The sequence below is a fragment of the Dokdonella immobilis genome (assembly GCF_900115085.1).
Classification (GTDB): domain Bacteria; phylum Pseudomonadota; class Gammaproteobacteria; order Xanthomonadales; family Rhodanobacteraceae; genus Dokdonella; species Dokdonella immobilis.
Genome location: NZ_FOVF01000050.1, coordinates 1 through 14,686, shown reverse-complemented (window position 1 = coordinate 14,686; position 14,686 = coordinate 1). Strand labels below are relative to the sequence as shown.

General features: G+C 66.3%; 13 protein-coding genes. 6 read left to right on the top strand and 7 right to left on the bottom strand.

What is annotated here, in order from left to right; genetic code table 11:
- From BM125_RS19040 to BM125_RS19015, 6 genes are all read right to left on the bottom strand, one after another.
- A partial coding sequence (locus BM125_RS19040; RefSeq protein WP_139225118.1) for a GFA family protein occupies window positions 1-358 on the bottom strand: 358 nt, incomplete at its 3' end.
- Between the two features lie 49 nt (window positions 359-407).
- Entirely contained in the window at window positions 408-1,910 is a 1,503-nt protein-coding gene (locus BM125_RS19035) for an efflux transporter outer membrane subunit (protein ID WP_092410953.1), read from the bottom strand.
- Between the two features lie 31 nt (window positions 1,911-1,941).
- Window positions 1,942-3,066 carry an ABC transporter permease gene (locus BM125_RS19030; protein WP_092410951.1) on the bottom strand — a complete coding sequence of 375 codons (1,125 nt, stop codon included), beginning with the start codon at window positions 3,064-3,066 and terminating at the stop codon, window positions 1,942-1,944.
- A 1-nt stretch (window position 3,067) separates the two neighbouring features.
- Window positions 3,068-6,052, bottom strand: coding sequence for an ATP-binding cassette domain-containing protein (locus tag BM125_RS21040; protein WP_245778999.1), 2,985 nt, complete (start codon window positions 6,050-6,052; stop codon window positions 3,068-3,070).
- An 8-nt stretch (window positions 6,053-6,060) separates the two neighbouring features.
- Window positions 6,061-7,050 (bottom strand): secretion protein HlyD, encoded by a 990-nt coding sequence (hlyD, locus tag BM125_RS19020; protein ID WP_092410949.1) that lies wholly within the window; start codon window positions 7,048-7,050, stop codon window positions 6,061-6,063.
- Between the two features lie 167 nt (window positions 7,051-7,217).
- On the bottom strand, window positions 7,218-7,892 hold the full coding sequence (locus BM125_RS19015; protein ID WP_175498203.1) for a CerR family C-terminal domain-containing protein: 675 nt from the start codon (window positions 7,890-7,892) through the stop codon (window positions 7,218-7,220).
- A gap of 139 nt (window positions 7,893-8,031) precedes the next feature.
- On the opposite strand from BM125_RS19015, the gene BM125_RS19010 reads away from it, so the two are divergent.
- The 5 genes from BM125_RS19010 (at window position 8,032) to BM125_RS18990 (ending at window position 13,295) form a co-directional block, all read left to right on the top strand.
- Complete coding sequence (locus BM125_RS19010; protein ID WP_217647928.1) at window positions 8,032-8,823, top strand: type 1 glutamine amidotransferase domain-containing protein; 792 nt, start codon at window positions 8,032-8,034, stop codon at window positions 8,821-8,823.
- A gap of 104 nt (window positions 8,824-8,927) precedes the next feature.
- Entirely contained in the window at window positions 8,928-9,842 is a 915-nt protein-coding gene (locus BM125_RS19005; protein ID WP_092410947.1) for a M14 family metallopeptidase, read from the top strand.
- A gap of 601 nt (window positions 9,843-10,443) precedes the next feature.
- Window positions 10,444-10,683, top strand: a complete 240-nt coding sequence (locus BM125_RS19000; protein ID WP_139225117.1) for a hypothetical protein — start codon at window positions 10,444-10,446, stop codon at window positions 10,681-10,683.
- A 101-nt stretch (window positions 10,684-10,784) separates the two neighbouring features.
- Complete coding sequence (locus BM125_RS18995; RefSeq protein ID WP_092410943.1) at window positions 10,785-11,138, top strand: VOC family protein; 354 nt, start codon at window positions 10,785-10,787, stop codon at window positions 11,136-11,138.
- A gap of 99 nt (window positions 11,139-11,237) precedes the next feature.
- Window positions 11,238-13,295 carry a M13 family metallopeptidase gene (locus tag BM125_RS18990; RefSeq protein ID WP_092410941.1) on the top strand — a complete coding sequence of 686 codons (2,058 nt, stop codon included), beginning with the start codon at window positions 11,238-11,240 and terminating at the stop codon, window positions 13,293-13,295.
- A gap of 79 nt (window positions 13,296-13,374) precedes the next feature.
- Here the strand turns inward: BM125_RS18990 and BM125_RS18985 are convergent, their stop codons facing one another.
- Window positions 13,375-13,950 (bottom strand): hypothetical protein, encoded by a 576-nt coding sequence (locus tag BM125_RS18985; protein ID WP_092410939.1) that lies wholly within the window; start codon window positions 13,948-13,950, stop codon window positions 13,375-13,377.
- Window positions 13,951-14,099: 149 nt separating this feature from the next.
- Here BM125_RS18985 and BM125_RS18980 point away from each other — a divergent pair, with 149 nt between their 5' ends.
- Window positions 14,100-14,585: a mechanosensitive ion channel domain-containing protein gene (locus BM125_RS18980; protein WP_092410937.1), complete on the top strand. Its 486-nt coding sequence runs from the start codon at window positions 14,100-14,102 to the stop codon at window positions 14,583-14,585.
- Window positions 14,586-14,686 lie beyond the last annotated feature (101 nt).

The following is a 14,686-nucleotide window of genomic DNA, read 5'->3' as shown; positions in this document are numbered from 1 at the left end:
GCGACGCCTGCCTGCGCGCAGCTCTTTGTTGCGCCGCCTTGAAAGACGGCCAGTCTGTCTGCGTCGGCGCGCCGCGATCTGCACGCAGGCAGGCGTCGTGACGGTTGTGCCACTTGTTCAGAGCCTCCCTAGATCCGCAAACCTTGCAGAAACCACGGCGGACCTTCTCCGACGAGCGATACCAGCCGAGGTTTTCCTCGCCGTGGATGGTCAGCGCCGCGCGCGCAACGTTGGCAGAAACGAAATAGTGGCCGGAATGCCTGCGGCACTGCGAACAGTGGCAGGCATCCGGCGCGTGCAGGAGTTCACCGGCGATCTCGAAACTTACGCCTGCGCACAGGCATGCTCCCTTCAGCATGGATTACCTCGCATCGCCCGACACGTCCCGCCAGCTTACCCAATCCAGCTCAACGCTGAGCGGAAGCTTGCTCAGCCGCACTCTGTCGGGACGGACTCCAGCCACCACCGAGCGCCTTGAACAGGGCGACCAGGTCGATCGCGGCGGCGGTCTGCAGGCGCGCATGGGCGTCTTCGGCGTCGCGCAGGTTGGCCTCTTCGGCCAGCAACTCGGCGAGGGTGATGTCACCGGCCCGGTAGCGCAGCCCGGCCCGTTCGTGGCTGCGCCGCGACGACGCCACGGCAGTAACCTGCAGGCGCAGGGCGTCGAGGTCGAGATAGTAGGTGCCAAGCGCACGTTCGGCATCACCGAGCGCGGCCAGCACGCTCGACTCATAGGCCAGTGCGGCTTGCTGCTGGCGGGCCTCGCTGGCGTGGATCTCGGCACGCACGCGACCACCATCGAAGATGCGCCAACTCAGCATCGGCACCAGGGCGAAGGTCTGGCTGCCGGCATCGAACAGGTTTCCGGTTTCGAGCGACTGGAAACCGCCGCTGGCACCGATGCCCAGATGCGGGAACAGCTCGGCGGTGGCCACGCCGATGTCAGCGCTGGCGGCGGCCAGGCGGCGCTCGGCCGCACGCACATCGGGACGCCGACGTAGCAGATCCGCGCGCTCCCCCACCGGCATCGGCAGGAGGCTCAGCGCCGGTGGTGGGCTATCGATCAGCGCGAGTTCGCTTTCGGGCAACTGGCCGAGCAGCAGCCCCAGGCCGAGCGACGCGGCGCGCAGGCGCGCCTCGATCAGCGGCAGGCTGGCGGCGACCGTCTCGCGGCGGGCCTGGACACTGTCGATGGCGCCGGCTGGCGCGTCTCCCGCGTCGATGCGCGCCTGGGTCAAGCGCAGGGTCTGGTCGAGGATGCCGAGCGAAGCCTGGCGCACGGCAAGTTCATGTTGCGCGCCACGCAGGGTCAGATAGGTGCGCGCGACTTCCGCTGCGACGCTGGTGCGCAGACCATCGGCTTCGGCCTCGGCGGCCTCGAGACGGGCGCTCGCCGCTTCGACCGCGCGCCGCGTGCGACCGAACAGGTCGGCCTCCCAGGCCGCATCGAAGCCGATCTCGCGGATCGTCTGGTCGCGCTCGATGCCGGGTATCACGCCGATGGGCAAGGGACCGTTTTCGCTCTGGCGGCGGCGCGTGACACTGACTTCGGCGTCGATGCGCGGCGCGTATCCGCCGGCAGCGCGATCGCGCAACGCGCGCACTTCGGCAATGCGCGCCGCGGCCTGGCGAAGGTCGAGGTTCTGCTTCAGCGCGGCTTCGACGAGGCGGTCGAGCACGGGATCGCCGAAGGTAGTCCACCATTGCGCGAGGGCGGGTTCGACCCCGGCGCTATCGCCCGGGTCGACCGTGGCCGTGGTCCAGCCCGATCCGGTGTCGATGGCAGGCGCACCACGGTAGTCGGGGCCGACGGCGCAGGCGCCGAGCAGCAGCGGCAAGACGAGAACCGCGGTATGCAGCGGCGCGCGTGCAGCGAGGAAGAGACGGAAGCGGCGACGGTCGAAGATCATGACGGAGTACCGACTGGAAAGGGCGTGGGCTTCATTGCAGCTTGCTGCGCACGAACAGGCCGGCAGCGGACAGGGTGACCACGGCGATCACGACCAGCGGCCAGGTGTTGTGGAGGACATCGACCAGCGGCATGCCCTTGGTGAAGCTGCCCTGGACGATGATCAGGAAGTGCTTGAGCGGAATCGCCTGGGCCAGGTACTGCAGGAACATCGGCATGTTCTCGACCGGCGTGGCGAAGCCGGACATCAGCACCGAGGGCACGGCCACGGCGAAGGTGCCGAGGATGGCCTGCTGCTGGGAGGAGGACACCGAGGAGATCATCAGGCCGATGCCGACCATCGACAGGATGAACAGGACCAGGCAGCCGAACAGCAGCGGGAACGAACCGCGGAACGGAATGCCGAACAGGAAGATGCCGGCGCAGATCATGACCGTGCCGAGCACGGTACCGATGATCAGCGCCGGCACGGTCTTGGAGATGATGATTTCCAGGGTCGTGGTCGGCGACACCAGCAACTGGTCGAAGGTGCCGAGCTCGCGTTCGCGCGCTATCGACAGCGCGGTCACCAGCAGGGCAATGAAGGTGGTCAGGATGCCGGACAGGCCCGGCACGATGAACCACCGATAGATGCGGTTGGCGTTGAACCAGTGGCGTACGACGCTCGGCTCGGCCATCGCCTTGCCATCGCGATCGAGTTGGACACCGGCATTGGCCGCGATCGCTGTCAGGTAGCCGAGGGTCAACTGGCCTGCATTGGCGCGTCGTCCGTCGATGGTGACCTGGGCGATGGCCGCGCGACCCGCGCTCGCGTCACGCGAAAAGGTCGGCGGAATTTCGACCACCGCGATGGCCTGGCGGGTATCGATCAGTTCGCGCAGCTCCCTGGCCGAATGGGCCACGTGCAGGTCACCGACGAACTTCGAGGCCGCAATTGCGGCGACGAATTCCTGCGAGGCGCGTCCGCTGTCGCGATTGAAGATGCCGAGGTCGACGTTGGTCACATCGAGGGTCGCGGCGAACGAGAAGATCAGCAACTGCATCAATGGTGGCCCGACCAGGACCATGCGACTGCGCGGATCGCGCAGGATGCTGAGCAGCTCCTTGATGATCTGCGCACGCAAGCGGGTCCGGCTGATCGAGAACAGGGTGCTCATCTCAGGTGTCCAGGGTCTTGCGCGTCTTGCGCATCGCGAACACGAAGAACACGCTGCCGATCGCGAGCATCGCCGCCATGTGGGCCAGGAACATCGGCCAGACGTCGCCGGCCAGGAAGATGGTCCGCAACGAATCGATGAAATAGCGCGCGGCGACGAGGTGGGTCAGGCCGCGGATCGGCAGCGGCATCGAATCGATTTCGTAGATGAATCCCGACAGCAGGAAGGCCGGCAGGAAGCCCGACAGCAGGGCCAGCTGGGCAGCGATGAACTGGTTGCGCGCGATCGAGGAAATGAGCAGGCCCTGGCCCAGGGCCGGCACCAGGAAGGCCGAGGACATGGCCAGCAGGGCCAGCCACGAGCCGCGGATCGGCACGCCGAAGCCGAAGATCACGAGCAGCGCGGTGCCGATCGTCGCGGCCAGGCCGAGCAGGAAATACGGCAGCAGCTTGCCGATCAGGATCTCGGGCACCGATGCCGGCGTCGACATGATCGCCTCCATCGTGCCGCGTTCCCACTCACGGGCGACCACGAGCGCGGTCAGCAAGGTGCCGATGATGGTCATGACGATGGCGACGGCGCCGGGCAGCAGGGCCCGGCGTGTGTCGATCTCGGGATTGAACCAGAAGCGCGGCTTGAGCGTGATGCGCGGCGCCGATGGCTGGGCACCGGCGCGGCCGGCCAGCCAGTTGCCGAGCACGCCATTGGCGTAGTTGGCGACGAAACTGGCCGTGTTCGGCTGCGAGCCGTCGGTGATGATCTGGACCAGCGGTGCGCTGCCGTGGCGGGCCACCCGGGTTTCGAAATCCTGCGGGATGACGACGTAGCCGGCGAGCTTGCCGGAGACGAGCTGGTCGGCCACCTCGCGCCGGTCGCGCGCCGGCGTGACCTTGAAGTAGCGCGTACCGGAAAACGCCGCGGCCAGCGACTGCGCGGCGGCACCGTCGGTTTCGAGGACGACGCCGAGGCGGACTTCGCGGATGTCGAGCGAGACCGCGTAGGCGAACAGGAACAGCAACATGACCGGCAGCACGAAGGCGATCAGGATCGAGGAGGGGTCACGCACGAGTTGCAGGCTTTCCTTGCGCACGAGGGCGGCGAGCCTGCGCAGGTCGAAGCGTCGATGGCTGATTTCGGGGGGGCGCGCATCGCCCGTCGCGCTCTTCGGAGCCTCGTTCGGCCCGAGGTTTTCGCGCGCTGGGCGCACGGGGAAATCCGCGCCGGTTGCGGCTTCTTGCGTATCGTCGTCCTCCGCTTCGACCAGGTGGATGAAGGCATCCTCCATGGTCGGCTCGGGGCGCTCGGCGGTGACTGCTTTCTGCTTGAGGGCATCCGGCGTGTCGAGCGCAATGAGCTGGGCCTGGTACATCAAGGCGACCCGATCGCAGTATTCGGCTTCATCCATGAAGTGGGTGGTCACCATCACGGTCACGCCCTTGCGCACGAGGCCGTTGATGTGGGTCCAGAATTCGCGGCGGGTGATCGGATCGACGCCCGAGGTCGGTTCGTCGAGAAACAGCACCGGCGGCCGATGCATCAGCGCACAGGCCATGGCCAGGCGCTGCTTGAAGCCGAGCGGCAGCGAATCCGGCGCGGCCTTGAGATACGGCTCGAGCTGGAAGATCTCGATCATCTCGTCGATGCGCTCGCGCTTGGTGCGTCCCTCGAGGCCATAGACGCCGGCCGAGAACTCGAGGTTCTGGCCGACCGAAAGCAGTCCGTACAGGGAGAACTTCTGCGCCATGTAGCCGAGCTGGCGCTTGGCCAGGCTGGTCGCGCTGCGCAGGTTGTGGCCGGCGACGTGGGCTTCGCCGCTGCTCGGCGTGAGCAGGCCGCACAGCATCTTGAAGGTGGTCGACTTGCCCGCGCCGTTCGGTCCGAGCAGGCCGAAGATCTCGCCGCGACGGACCTCGAAGCTGACGTCATCGGTCGCGGCGAAGTCGCCGAAGCGCTTGGTCAGGTGCTGGCAGGAAACGGCGATTTCGCTGTCCAGTTCGACCGCCTGCATGCGCTCGGCCAGTTCGGAGGTGCCGCCGGGCCCGCCGCCGAGCAGATCGACGAAGGCATCTTCGAAGCGCGGCGGCACCGCATCGAGACTGCCACCGACCTCGGCGGCCAGCTGTTCCAGTGGACCGCGATCGGCGTTCTCGCGAATGACCACACGCACGGCGGCGCCCTGGATCACGCCATCACAGACCGACTCGAGATCGAGCGCGCGGGCGAGCACGGCGCGGCGTTCTCCGGCGACTTCGTCGATGCGAAAGCTGCGGTCGTGCAGGCGACCGGTCAGCGCCGAGGGCGGACCATCGAATTCGAGCGTGCCTTCGTTGAGCAGGAGCACGTGCTCGCAGCGCTCGGCCTCATCGAGATAGGCGGTCGACCAGACCACGGCCATGCCGTCGTCGGTCAGGGCCTTGACCATGCGCCACAGATCCTGGCGGCTGACCGGATCGACGCCGACGCCGGGCTCGTCGAGCAGCAGCACACGCGGCGTCGCCATGAGGGCGCAGGCCAGGCCGAGCTTCTGTTTCATACCGCCCGAGAGCTTGCCGGCCAGACGCCCGGTGAACGGCTGCAGCCGGGTGAAGTCGAGCAGGCGCTCGAAGACGTCGCCGTGCTGGCGGCGGTTCATGCCGCGCAGTTCGGCGTACAGGCTCATGTTCTGCAGCACGGTCAGGTCTTCGTACAGACCGAAGCGCTGCGGCATGTAGCCGGTGATCGCATGCACGGCCTCGCCTTCGTGGGCGACAGCGAGCCCGCACAGGGTCACGCGACCCGCGGTCGGCGCCATCAGCCCGGCCATGATGCGCATCAGGGTGGTCTTGCCGGCGCCGTCCGGCCCGACCAGTCCAGTCAGGCGACCGGGTCGGATTTGCGCATCGATGCCGCGCAGCGCGCGCAGGTCGCCGAAGGCCTTGACCACGCCATCGACCACGACGACGGCGGCGTCCTCCTGGCTCGGTCCCTGGCCGGGGTTGGCGTCCATGCCGATGCCTAATCTTGCGTGCCGAGAACGTGCACCGTCACCGGCATGCCCTGGCGCAAGCCCTGGTCGGCATTGCCGACGACAATGCGCAACCGATAGACGAGATCGGTGCGCAGGTCGGTGGTCTCGACCGACTTGGGCGTGAATTCGGCGGTCGGCGAGATGAAACCGATCTGCCCTTCATAGGTCTTGTCCGAGGAATCGGTCTCGATGCTCACCCGTGTGCCCGGAGCGATGCGGCCGAGCTGGGGTTCGCTGACGTAGGCACGCACATACAGCGGATCACGCAGACTCAATGCATACACCGGCGTGCCGGCGCCAACCATGCTGCCCGGTTCGCGCACCCGCGAGACCACGGTGGCTCGGGTCGGCGCGCTGAGGCGCGTGTCGGCCAGCGCCGTTTCGGCCTGGGCCTGACGCGCCCTTGCTGCAGCCAGACGCGCCATGCCGGCCTTGATGTCCTCGCTGCGCGCGCCGGTGCGGGCCAGTGACAGTGCTTCCTGCGCCGAACGCAGCGCGGCGGCGGCCTGATCGCGTTGCGAACGCGCGGCGTCGACGATGCGCTGGCTGCTGGCGCCTGATCCGAGCAGCGAAGTCTGTCGGTTGAAGTCCTGCTCGGCATTGCGCAAGGCGGCCTCGGCCCGGCTCACGCCCGCCTGGGCCTGGGCGATCTCCTGCGGGCGGCTGCCGCTCTTGAGCTTGTCCAGTTCGGCGGTGGCGACCGCGACCTCGGCCTCCGCCGCCTGCAGCGCGTCCTCGAACGGTTGCGCATCGAGGCTGGCCAGCAGTTGGCCGGCCTCGACCGGATCACCTTCCTCGACCACCATCGACTGGATCCGTCCAGGCTGGCGGAAGGCCAGCTCGACATCGCGGATGTCGACGTTGCCGTAAAGAACGATCGGCGCGTCGTTGCCGGAAGCCCGGCGGAGGAATGCCAGGCCCGCCACGGTGGCGGCGATGGCGACAACGGCGATGATGATCAGGCCTTTCTTGTTCATGGGTTTGACCCGGAGTATTCGTGGATACGCGCGATCATCGCGCAGGACCTGGGATTCGCGCGGCGTTTTGCGATTGAGGGGTTAGCGGGCTCTATCGCCGAAAGAGCAGGGAGCCGTGCGGATTCGAGGGACCAGGGAGGGCGCGCGGATTTCATGAATGGTCCGGGTCAGGCCACGGGCAGGAGCAGCGCCGCGATATTCCGGCGCAACTGGGCCTGGATGGCGGCCAGTTCGGTCTCCCCGATCCGTGGCCATCCGAGGAATCGGAGGATGCCGGTTCGTGCGGCGCGGAAGACCAGCAACTGGCCGAGCAGGGTGACGACGAGCAGACGCGGATCGCCCGCGCTTTCACCGCGCAGGCGCCTGACCAGTTGCTCGAGCAGGGCCAGCACACGTCCCATGAAGCGCTCGTAGAGGATCTCGAAGGCCTGGGTCGGGTTCTGCTGCTCGCGCAGGACCAGCTGGGCCCACGCCGCATACTCGGGACGCGTCATCAGCATCAGCATGCCTTCGGCAAGTCGTACCAGGGCCGCCTCGGCCTGGCTGCGCAGGTTCACCTCGTCGGCCCCGACCGGTGTCTCGAGCAGGCGACCGATGTCATCGACCAATGGCCCCAGACGTTGCCCGAGCTGACCGGCGATGTGCTCGAACATGGCCAGGTAGAGTCCTTCCTTGCCGCCGAAGTGGTAGCCGATCAGGGCCTGGTTGACCTTGGCCTCTTGGGCGATGGCACGCGTGGTCGTGGCATGGAAGCCATCGCGGCCGAACACCGTCATGGCGGCCAGGATCAGCGCATCGCGAGTCAGGTCGCCGCGACTTCGCTCGGGATTGGGCGGTTTCATGGCGCCATCCTAAATTTACCATATGATTAAGTCAATTGATCAATACAATTCACGGCCCATGGCCACCCGCTCGCTGCAGGGCGAGCGCCGCCCGGCTGGAACGCGCGATGCGATCGGACAATAGTGGCGGCTCCGAAACATGAGCCCGAACATCATGGCCACCATCCTGATACCGCTGCCGGGCGAGGGATTCGATCCGACCGAAGCGGGCGTGCCGTGGCAGCAGCTCGTGCGGCGAGGCTATCGGGTTTGCTTCGCTACACCGGACGCGCGCCCCGCGCGGGCCGACCCGCGCGTTCTGGACGGAACCGGTTTCGGACCGTGGCGCTCGCTGCTGCGCGCCCACGCCAGCGGACGTCGTGCCTACGAAGCGATGACGGCCGATCCGGCCTTCAGGGCTCCGTTGAGCTACCGCCAGGCCGAATCGACCACGATCGATGGCCTCATTCTCCCCGGCGGCCACGCAGCGGGCATGCGCGAGTACCTCGTATCAGGTGTGCTTCAGCGCATCGTCGTGCGGGCCTTCGAACGCCGGATCCCGGTGGGAGCGATCTGCCATGGCGTGGTGCTGGCCGCACGCTCGCGCGGCGCTGACGGTCGCTCGGTCCTCTTCGGCAAAAGGACTACGGCCCTGACCCGCAGTCTCGAACTGACCGCCTGGGCGCTGACGGCGCTCTGGTTGGGCAACTACTATCGGACCTACCCGGAAACCGTCGAGGCAGAAGTCACGCGCGCGCTGGCGCGGCGATCCGACTTCGAACGCGGCCCGCTCGCGCTGCGGCGCGATGACGAGCGGCATCTGGAACGCGGCTTTACGGTACGGGACGGGCACTATCTGTCGGCCCGATGGCCGGGCGACGCACACCGCTTCGCCGCGGAATTCATCGAACTGCTCGACGCGGCGTGCGCTGCGGAGGGTGCGCGTGCCTGAGCGGACCCAATTGCCCGGCGCGATGCCAGGGGCGTTCGTCAGGGGTACAGATTCCACGCGGCGGCTGGCACCATGCAAAGCCCAGCCCGCAAGCGAGACCTGCCATGACGACGCCCGCCCCCTATCCGATCGGAACACCCGGAATCGCCTGGGGGCCCGCAGAACGCGCGGCCTGGCTGGATCGGCAGAAGGTCCTGCGCAGCTACGCCGACGATGTGCTGAGCCGCATCGAACCGTTGCGGGCGCGTTTCGACGTCGTCGAGTACGGCCGACTCGACTATCCACCGCACAGCTATCCGCTGTTCGCGATCCGCAGCGGCGACTGGAACGATGCCCTGCCGGTGGTCCTCGTCACCGGCGGCGTGCACGGCTATGAAACCAGCGGCGTGCACGGCGCGCTGCAGTTCCTCGAACAGCGCGCGGCGGACTACGCGGGCAAGATCAACCTCATCGTTGCGCCGTGCATCAGCCCCTGGGCCTACGAGCGCATCCACCGCTGGAACCGCGACGCGATCGATCCGAACCGCTCGTTCCGCGCCGACAGCCCGGCCCAGGAAGCGGCGGCACTGATCGATCTGGTCGCACCGTTTCGCGAGCGCGTGCTCCTGCACATCGACCTGCACGAGACCACCGACACCGACGAATCGGAATTCCGTCCGGCCCTGGCCGCGCGCGATGGCGAACACTATGTCCCCGACGAGATTCCCGACGGCTTCTACCTGGTCGACGACAGTGAGCATCCGCAGCCGGAATTCCAGGATGCCGTGATCGCGGCCGTGGCCCAGGTCACCCACATCGCCCCGGCCGACGCCAACGGCGAAATCATCGGCTCGAAGGTGTTTTCCCCCGGCGTCATCCGCTACCCGCTGCAGAAACTCGGCCTCTGCGCCGGCGTCACCGACGCCCGCTACCGCACCACCACCGAGGTCTATCCGGACAGCCCAAAAGCCACACCCGAACAATGCAACGCCGCCCAGGTCGCCGCGGTCTGTGCGGCGATCGAGTATGCGCTGACATAGGGCGCCGAGCCGGGCCTCGCAGGCGCTCCCGGAGTGACTTTCGTTTCACTCCAGACGCGCTCCGCATCGTCTAGGCGGACTTGTCCACTCGCATCGGACGCCTGTTGTTGCACCGGAATGCCTTCGGTATCTATGGTCAACTGTTGCGCGAGTGCATGTCGCGTAGCCTCAGCCATCGTGCCGAGCTTGATCTCGAACCATAAGGAATCCCGCCACCGCTCGGTCAGCCGGACTCTTTGATCTGCCCGGGAGGGTTTCATCGATCGCAATTCACCTACGCTCGGCCCGGTCGCCGACGAGGGCTCGAGCGGATCGCTGATCGCCATTCTCGAATCACCGACAGAATCGCGGTTCTCAGCGCCCATTTTCTTCAGACGCCGCCGCTGCAGACAACTACCGGCAACGTACTGGTCGACACGACGATCTCGGCCCACGGCGATCTTGTCGCAAGTCTCTGCCTCGACGAGGATCATGGCTTGTCGGCGGCTCGCTCGGCTTTCATCTGCGCGTGAGCGGTGTGAGAGTTCAGGCCTTGACGGACGCGTACCTGACGGGATCGCCTCCCGGGCACGACAGTGCCGGTCCGCTCGACTGCAGTATGGTGAGTGCCGCCAATTGCGTGACGGATGCGCGTTTCGGCGGCATCAATGCGCGTTTCGACATCCAGCCCGGTGGCTCCGTGGCGATCAGTGGCGGACTGCACGACCTCAAGAGCACCAAACGCGACTGGATCGGCGTCGGCGCCTACCGCCCCGCCAACCTGAGCGAACCGAACACCCTGAACAACCTCGCCCGCACCGCTGTCATTCAAAATCTGTTCGGAAACGGCTTCGATCCGTAGCGCGATCTGGCGTCGATGCCGCACGGTCGTGGCTTCGGGCGTTCGCACGGTCGCCTGGTCACACCATAATTCGGTTCACCATCCATTCCCGGAGTTCGCCCATGCCCGCCCACGAGAAAATCAATTACGTCGAGTTCCCGGCCCGCGACCTCGACGCGACCAAGGCCTTCTTCACCGCGGCGTTTGGATGGTCGTTTGTAGACTACGGTCCGGACTACACGGCCTTTTCCGACGAGGGGATCGACGGCGGTTTCTACCGCTCCGACCTGAGCGGCACAGTCGACCGGGGCACGGCCCTGATCGTTCTGTTCAGCGAGGCGCTCGAAGCCACCCTGGCTGGGGTCGAGAAGGCCGGCGGCCGGATCGTCAAGCCGATCTTCGCGTTTCCGGGCGGTCGTCGCTTCCACTTCAGCGAGCCGAGCGGCAACGAGCTTGCCGTGTGGAGCGATCGCTGATTGCGCTGGAAAGCGCCCAATGCATGGCCTTCGGCCCATGCCGTTGGCGTGGAACGGTTCTAGGCTGCAGCTACTTTCCAGCCCAGGGGTCCATTCGCCATGCGCCAGAGTCGTACACCGGTTTTCCTCTCCGAGCGCCGGCTGCCAATCGGCATCCTGCTCGGGGTACTGCTCGCCGGCGCGGCCACGAGCGCCGCCGCCCAGCACGGCATCATGGCCGGCGACATCGACCGCGATGCGAATGCCTGCACCGACTTCTTCCAGTATGCAAATGGTTCGTGGCGCAAGGACCATCCGATTCCGGACTACATGGACCGCTGGAGCCGGCGCTGGGAGTCGGGCGAGATCAACAAGGAGCATGTGCGCGACATCCTGACCGAAGTATCGGCGAAGTCGGATTGGCCGGCGGGCAGTGCCGATCAGCTCTCGGGCGATTTCTATGCGGCCTGCATGAACGAGCCGGCGGTCGACGCGCTCGGCATGAAACCGGTCGAGCCGATGCTCGCCGCCGTGCGTGCGATCAAGACGCGGGCCGATGTCGAGAAGCAGATCGGCGCGTTCCACGATGTCGGCATCAACGTGCCGTTCGGCATCGCCGGGTTCGAGGACCTGCATGACCCGACCCAGACCATCGCGCACGTCTTTGCCGGTGGTCTCGGCATGCCGGACCGCGACTACTACCTGAAACCGGAAAAGCGCTTCGTCGAGGCGCGCGAAAAATACCTGGCCCATGTCGCCAGGATGTTCGAACTGGCTGGCGCCGATGCAGACAGTGCGAAGAAGTCGGCCGACACCGTATTCGCCTTCGAGAAGCGCCTGGCCGAAGCCTCGCTCGACAACGTCGCCTTGCGCGACCCGAGCCAGCAGGATCACCGCACGAGCTTCGCCGACCTGGGGAAGATGACGCCGTCGTTCGATTGGGGCACCTACGCCGACGCGGCGAAAATACCGCGCGCCGACCTCAACGTGACCGAGCCAGCTTTCCTCGCCCAGTTCGAGAGAGAACTGGCGAAGACGCCGGTGTCCGACTGGAAGACCTACCTCGAATGGCATCTGCTCAACGCCGCCGCCGATACCCTATCGAAACCGTTCGTCGAGGAGAACTTCGCGTTCAACGGCCGCTACCTGACCGGCGCGACCGAAATGAAGCCGCGCTGGAAGCGCTGCGCCGAGGCCACCGACAACCAGCTCGGCGAGGCGCTCGGCAAGAAGTATGTCGAGAAGTACTTCCCGCCGGCGGCCAAGGCACGCATGCAGGACATGGTCCACAACATCCTGCTGGCGATGAAAGACACCATCGTCGGCCTCGACTGGATGAGCGCAGAGACCAAGGCCAAGGCGCAGGAGAAGCTGGCCACGTTCAACCCGAAGATCGGCTATCCGGACAAGTGGAAGACCTATGCCGGGGTCAAGGTCGGTCGCGATTCGTACTGGGACAATTTCGTCGCTGCGTCCCGCTGGAACGTGGCCGACAACCGCAGCCAGATCGGCAAACCGGTCGATCGCAGCCGCTGGGGCATGACCCCGCCGACCTCGAACGCCTACTACAACCCGCTGCAGAACGAGATCGTGTTCCCGGCCGGCATCCTGCAGCCGCCGGCCTTCGACATGAGCGCGACCGACGCGATTAACTACGGCGCGATCGGCGTCGTCATCGGCCACGAGGTCAGCCACGGCTTCGACGACCAGGGCGCCCAGTTCGATGCCAAGGGTCGCCTCAGCAACTGGTGGACGCCGGCCGACCTCAAGCAATTCGGCGACCGTGGCCAGTGCGTGGTCGACCAGTTCGAGAGTTATTTCATCGAACCGGGTATCCATCACAACGGCAAGCTCGTGCTCGGCGAATCGATCGGCGATCTGGCCGGTGCCAAACTGGCCTGGCTGGCCTACCAGAAATCGCGCGAAGGCAAGAAGCCCGAGCCGACGATCGACGGCTTCACCCCGGCCCAGCAGTTCTTCATCGCCTGGGGCCAGTGGCGCGGCGACGAGATTCGGCCAGCGACCCAGCGCACGATGATCCAGGGCGACCCGCACCCAATCGCGAAATATCGCGTCAACGGACCGCTTTCGAACCTGCCGGCATTCCAGCAAGCGTTCGAGTGCAAGCCCGATGCGCCGATGGTCCGGACCGGCAAGGAACGCTGCGAGGTCTGGTAGGCACAAATGGCCTCCGCGCGGATGGCGGGCGGGCGCAGCCATCCGCCGCGGAGCCGAGGTCGATCAGCTCCTTCCCGGCTCAGGCGAGCCGGTCAAACAGCACGACGATGTAGGCGGCGAATGCCAGGGCGGCAAGCGGGGCGTACGCTTCGTGCACCCACGGCTTGCGCGTTACCGCGGCGATCAGCGCACCCAGCGCATAGATCGCATGAAAGGCGACATTGGCCGGGCCCGGCAGGTGCCCCTGGATGACGACATCCTTGAGCAGGCTGATGGCCAGCACGCCGGTCAACAGCAGGAAGAATGCGCGGGCGTTGTCGAAGTACGCGCGCTTCATGTCGCCCGCGGATTCGTCCTCCAGCCCGGCCAGCGAAAGTCCTGCGACGAGATAGAGCACGGCGCACTGGAGCAGGACGATGCCGTACATGCCGAAGGTCCATTGCAGATGCGCGCGCAGGCCGAACATGGCCCACCAGCTCTGCGCCAGAATGACCAGCAAGGTGATCGCCCATAGCAGGGCCGGCCAGTACAGCTTCGTTGTTCGTCGCCGCAGCATGAGGCGACGGAGTCCCTGCAGGATTTCGGTCACCGCCAGGCCGAGGATGATCGAGAACAGCACGGCCAGGTAATTGAAGGTGTCGTTGGGTTCGGTCATTGCTCATTCCGGAGGTCGTTTGCAGGACACATGCGCGGGTTCGATGCCCATGCGCGGGGCGAAACCCGGGCCCGCGGAAAATCGGGTGCGGCTGATTGTTCACCTTGCTCGACCTATGATGAATCCGATCGAGCCGAAGAGGGAAGGCCATGCAGGAGCCGAGCGCATTCACCATCGAACCCGTGCTGCAACGGTTGCTCGAGGAGCTTTACCGGCTGCTCGCCGGCGTGCCGATGCTGTTGCTCGCGCTGTTGATCGTCTGGGCGGCCTGGCTGCTCGGGCGATGGATGTCGCGTCGCAAGTTGATCGACCGCGCGGCACGTACCAATCCGTTCATCCAGGAGCTGACCCGGACCACAGTGCGCTGGCTGGTGCTCGGAGCCGGCATCGTGGTCGCCCTCGAACTGCTGCAGGCGACCGCCCTGGTCGGGGCCGTGCTCGGTACCGCCGGTGTGCTCGGCGTGGCCCTCGGCTTCGCCTTCAAGGATATCCTCGAGAACTACCTGGCCGGCATTCTGATGAGCCTGCGCCAACCGTTCGCACCGCGCGATCACGTCGTCATCGACGGCAACGAGGGCATCATCCTTTCGATGACCTCGCGGGCGACGATCCTGATGACCCCAGGGAGGCTCTGAACAAGTGGCGCAATCGTCATGGCGTTCAGAAGGCTCGCCACAGGTGCTGCGTGGCGAAGTGAAGGCTGGTTGCCTTGACGAGCCGCGCGGTGCCTGTGGCG

Coding starts and splice junctions, on each gene's coding strand:
- BM125_RS19035 (WP_092410953.1), bottom strand. CDS start 1,910: ATGATCTTCGACCGTCGCCGCTTCCGTCTCTTCCTCGCTGCACGCGCG.
- BM125_RS19030 (WP_092410951.1), bottom strand. CDS start 3,066: ATGAGCACCCTGTTCTCGATCAGCCGGACCCGCTTGCGTGCGCAGATC.
- BM125_RS21040 (WP_245778999.1), bottom strand. CDS start 6,052: ATGGACGCCAACCCCGGCCAGGGACCGAGCCAGGAGGACGCCGCCGTC.
- hlyD (WP_092410949.1), bottom strand. CDS start 7,050: ATGAACAAGAAAGGCCTGATCATCATCGCCGTTGTCGCCATCGCCGCC.
- BM125_RS19015 (WP_175498203.1), bottom strand. CDS start 7,892: ATGAAACCGCCCAATCCCGAGCGAAGTCGCGGCGACCTGACTCGCGAT.
- BM125_RS19010 (WP_217647928.1), top strand. CDS start 8,032: ATGAGCCCGAACATCATGGCCACCATCCTGATACCGCTGCCGGGCGAG.
- BM125_RS19005 (WP_092410947.1), top strand. CDS start 8,928: ATGACGACGCCCGCCCCCTATCCGATCGGAACACCCGGAATCGCCTGG.
- BM125_RS18995 (WP_092410943.1), top strand. CDS start 10,785: ATGCCCGCCCACGAGAAAATCAATTACGTCGAGTTCCCGGCCCGCGAC.
- BM125_RS18990 (WP_092410941.1), top strand. CDS start 11,238: ATGCGCCAGAGTCGTACACCGGTTTTCCTCTCCGAGCGCCGGCTGCCA.
- BM125_RS18985 (WP_092410939.1), bottom strand. CDS start 13,950: ATGACCGAACCCAACGACACCTTCAATTACCTGGCCGTGCTGTTCTCG.
- BM125_RS18980 (WP_092410937.1), top strand. CDS start 14,100: ATGCAGGAGCCGAGCGCATTCACCATCGAACCCGTGCTGCAACGGTTG.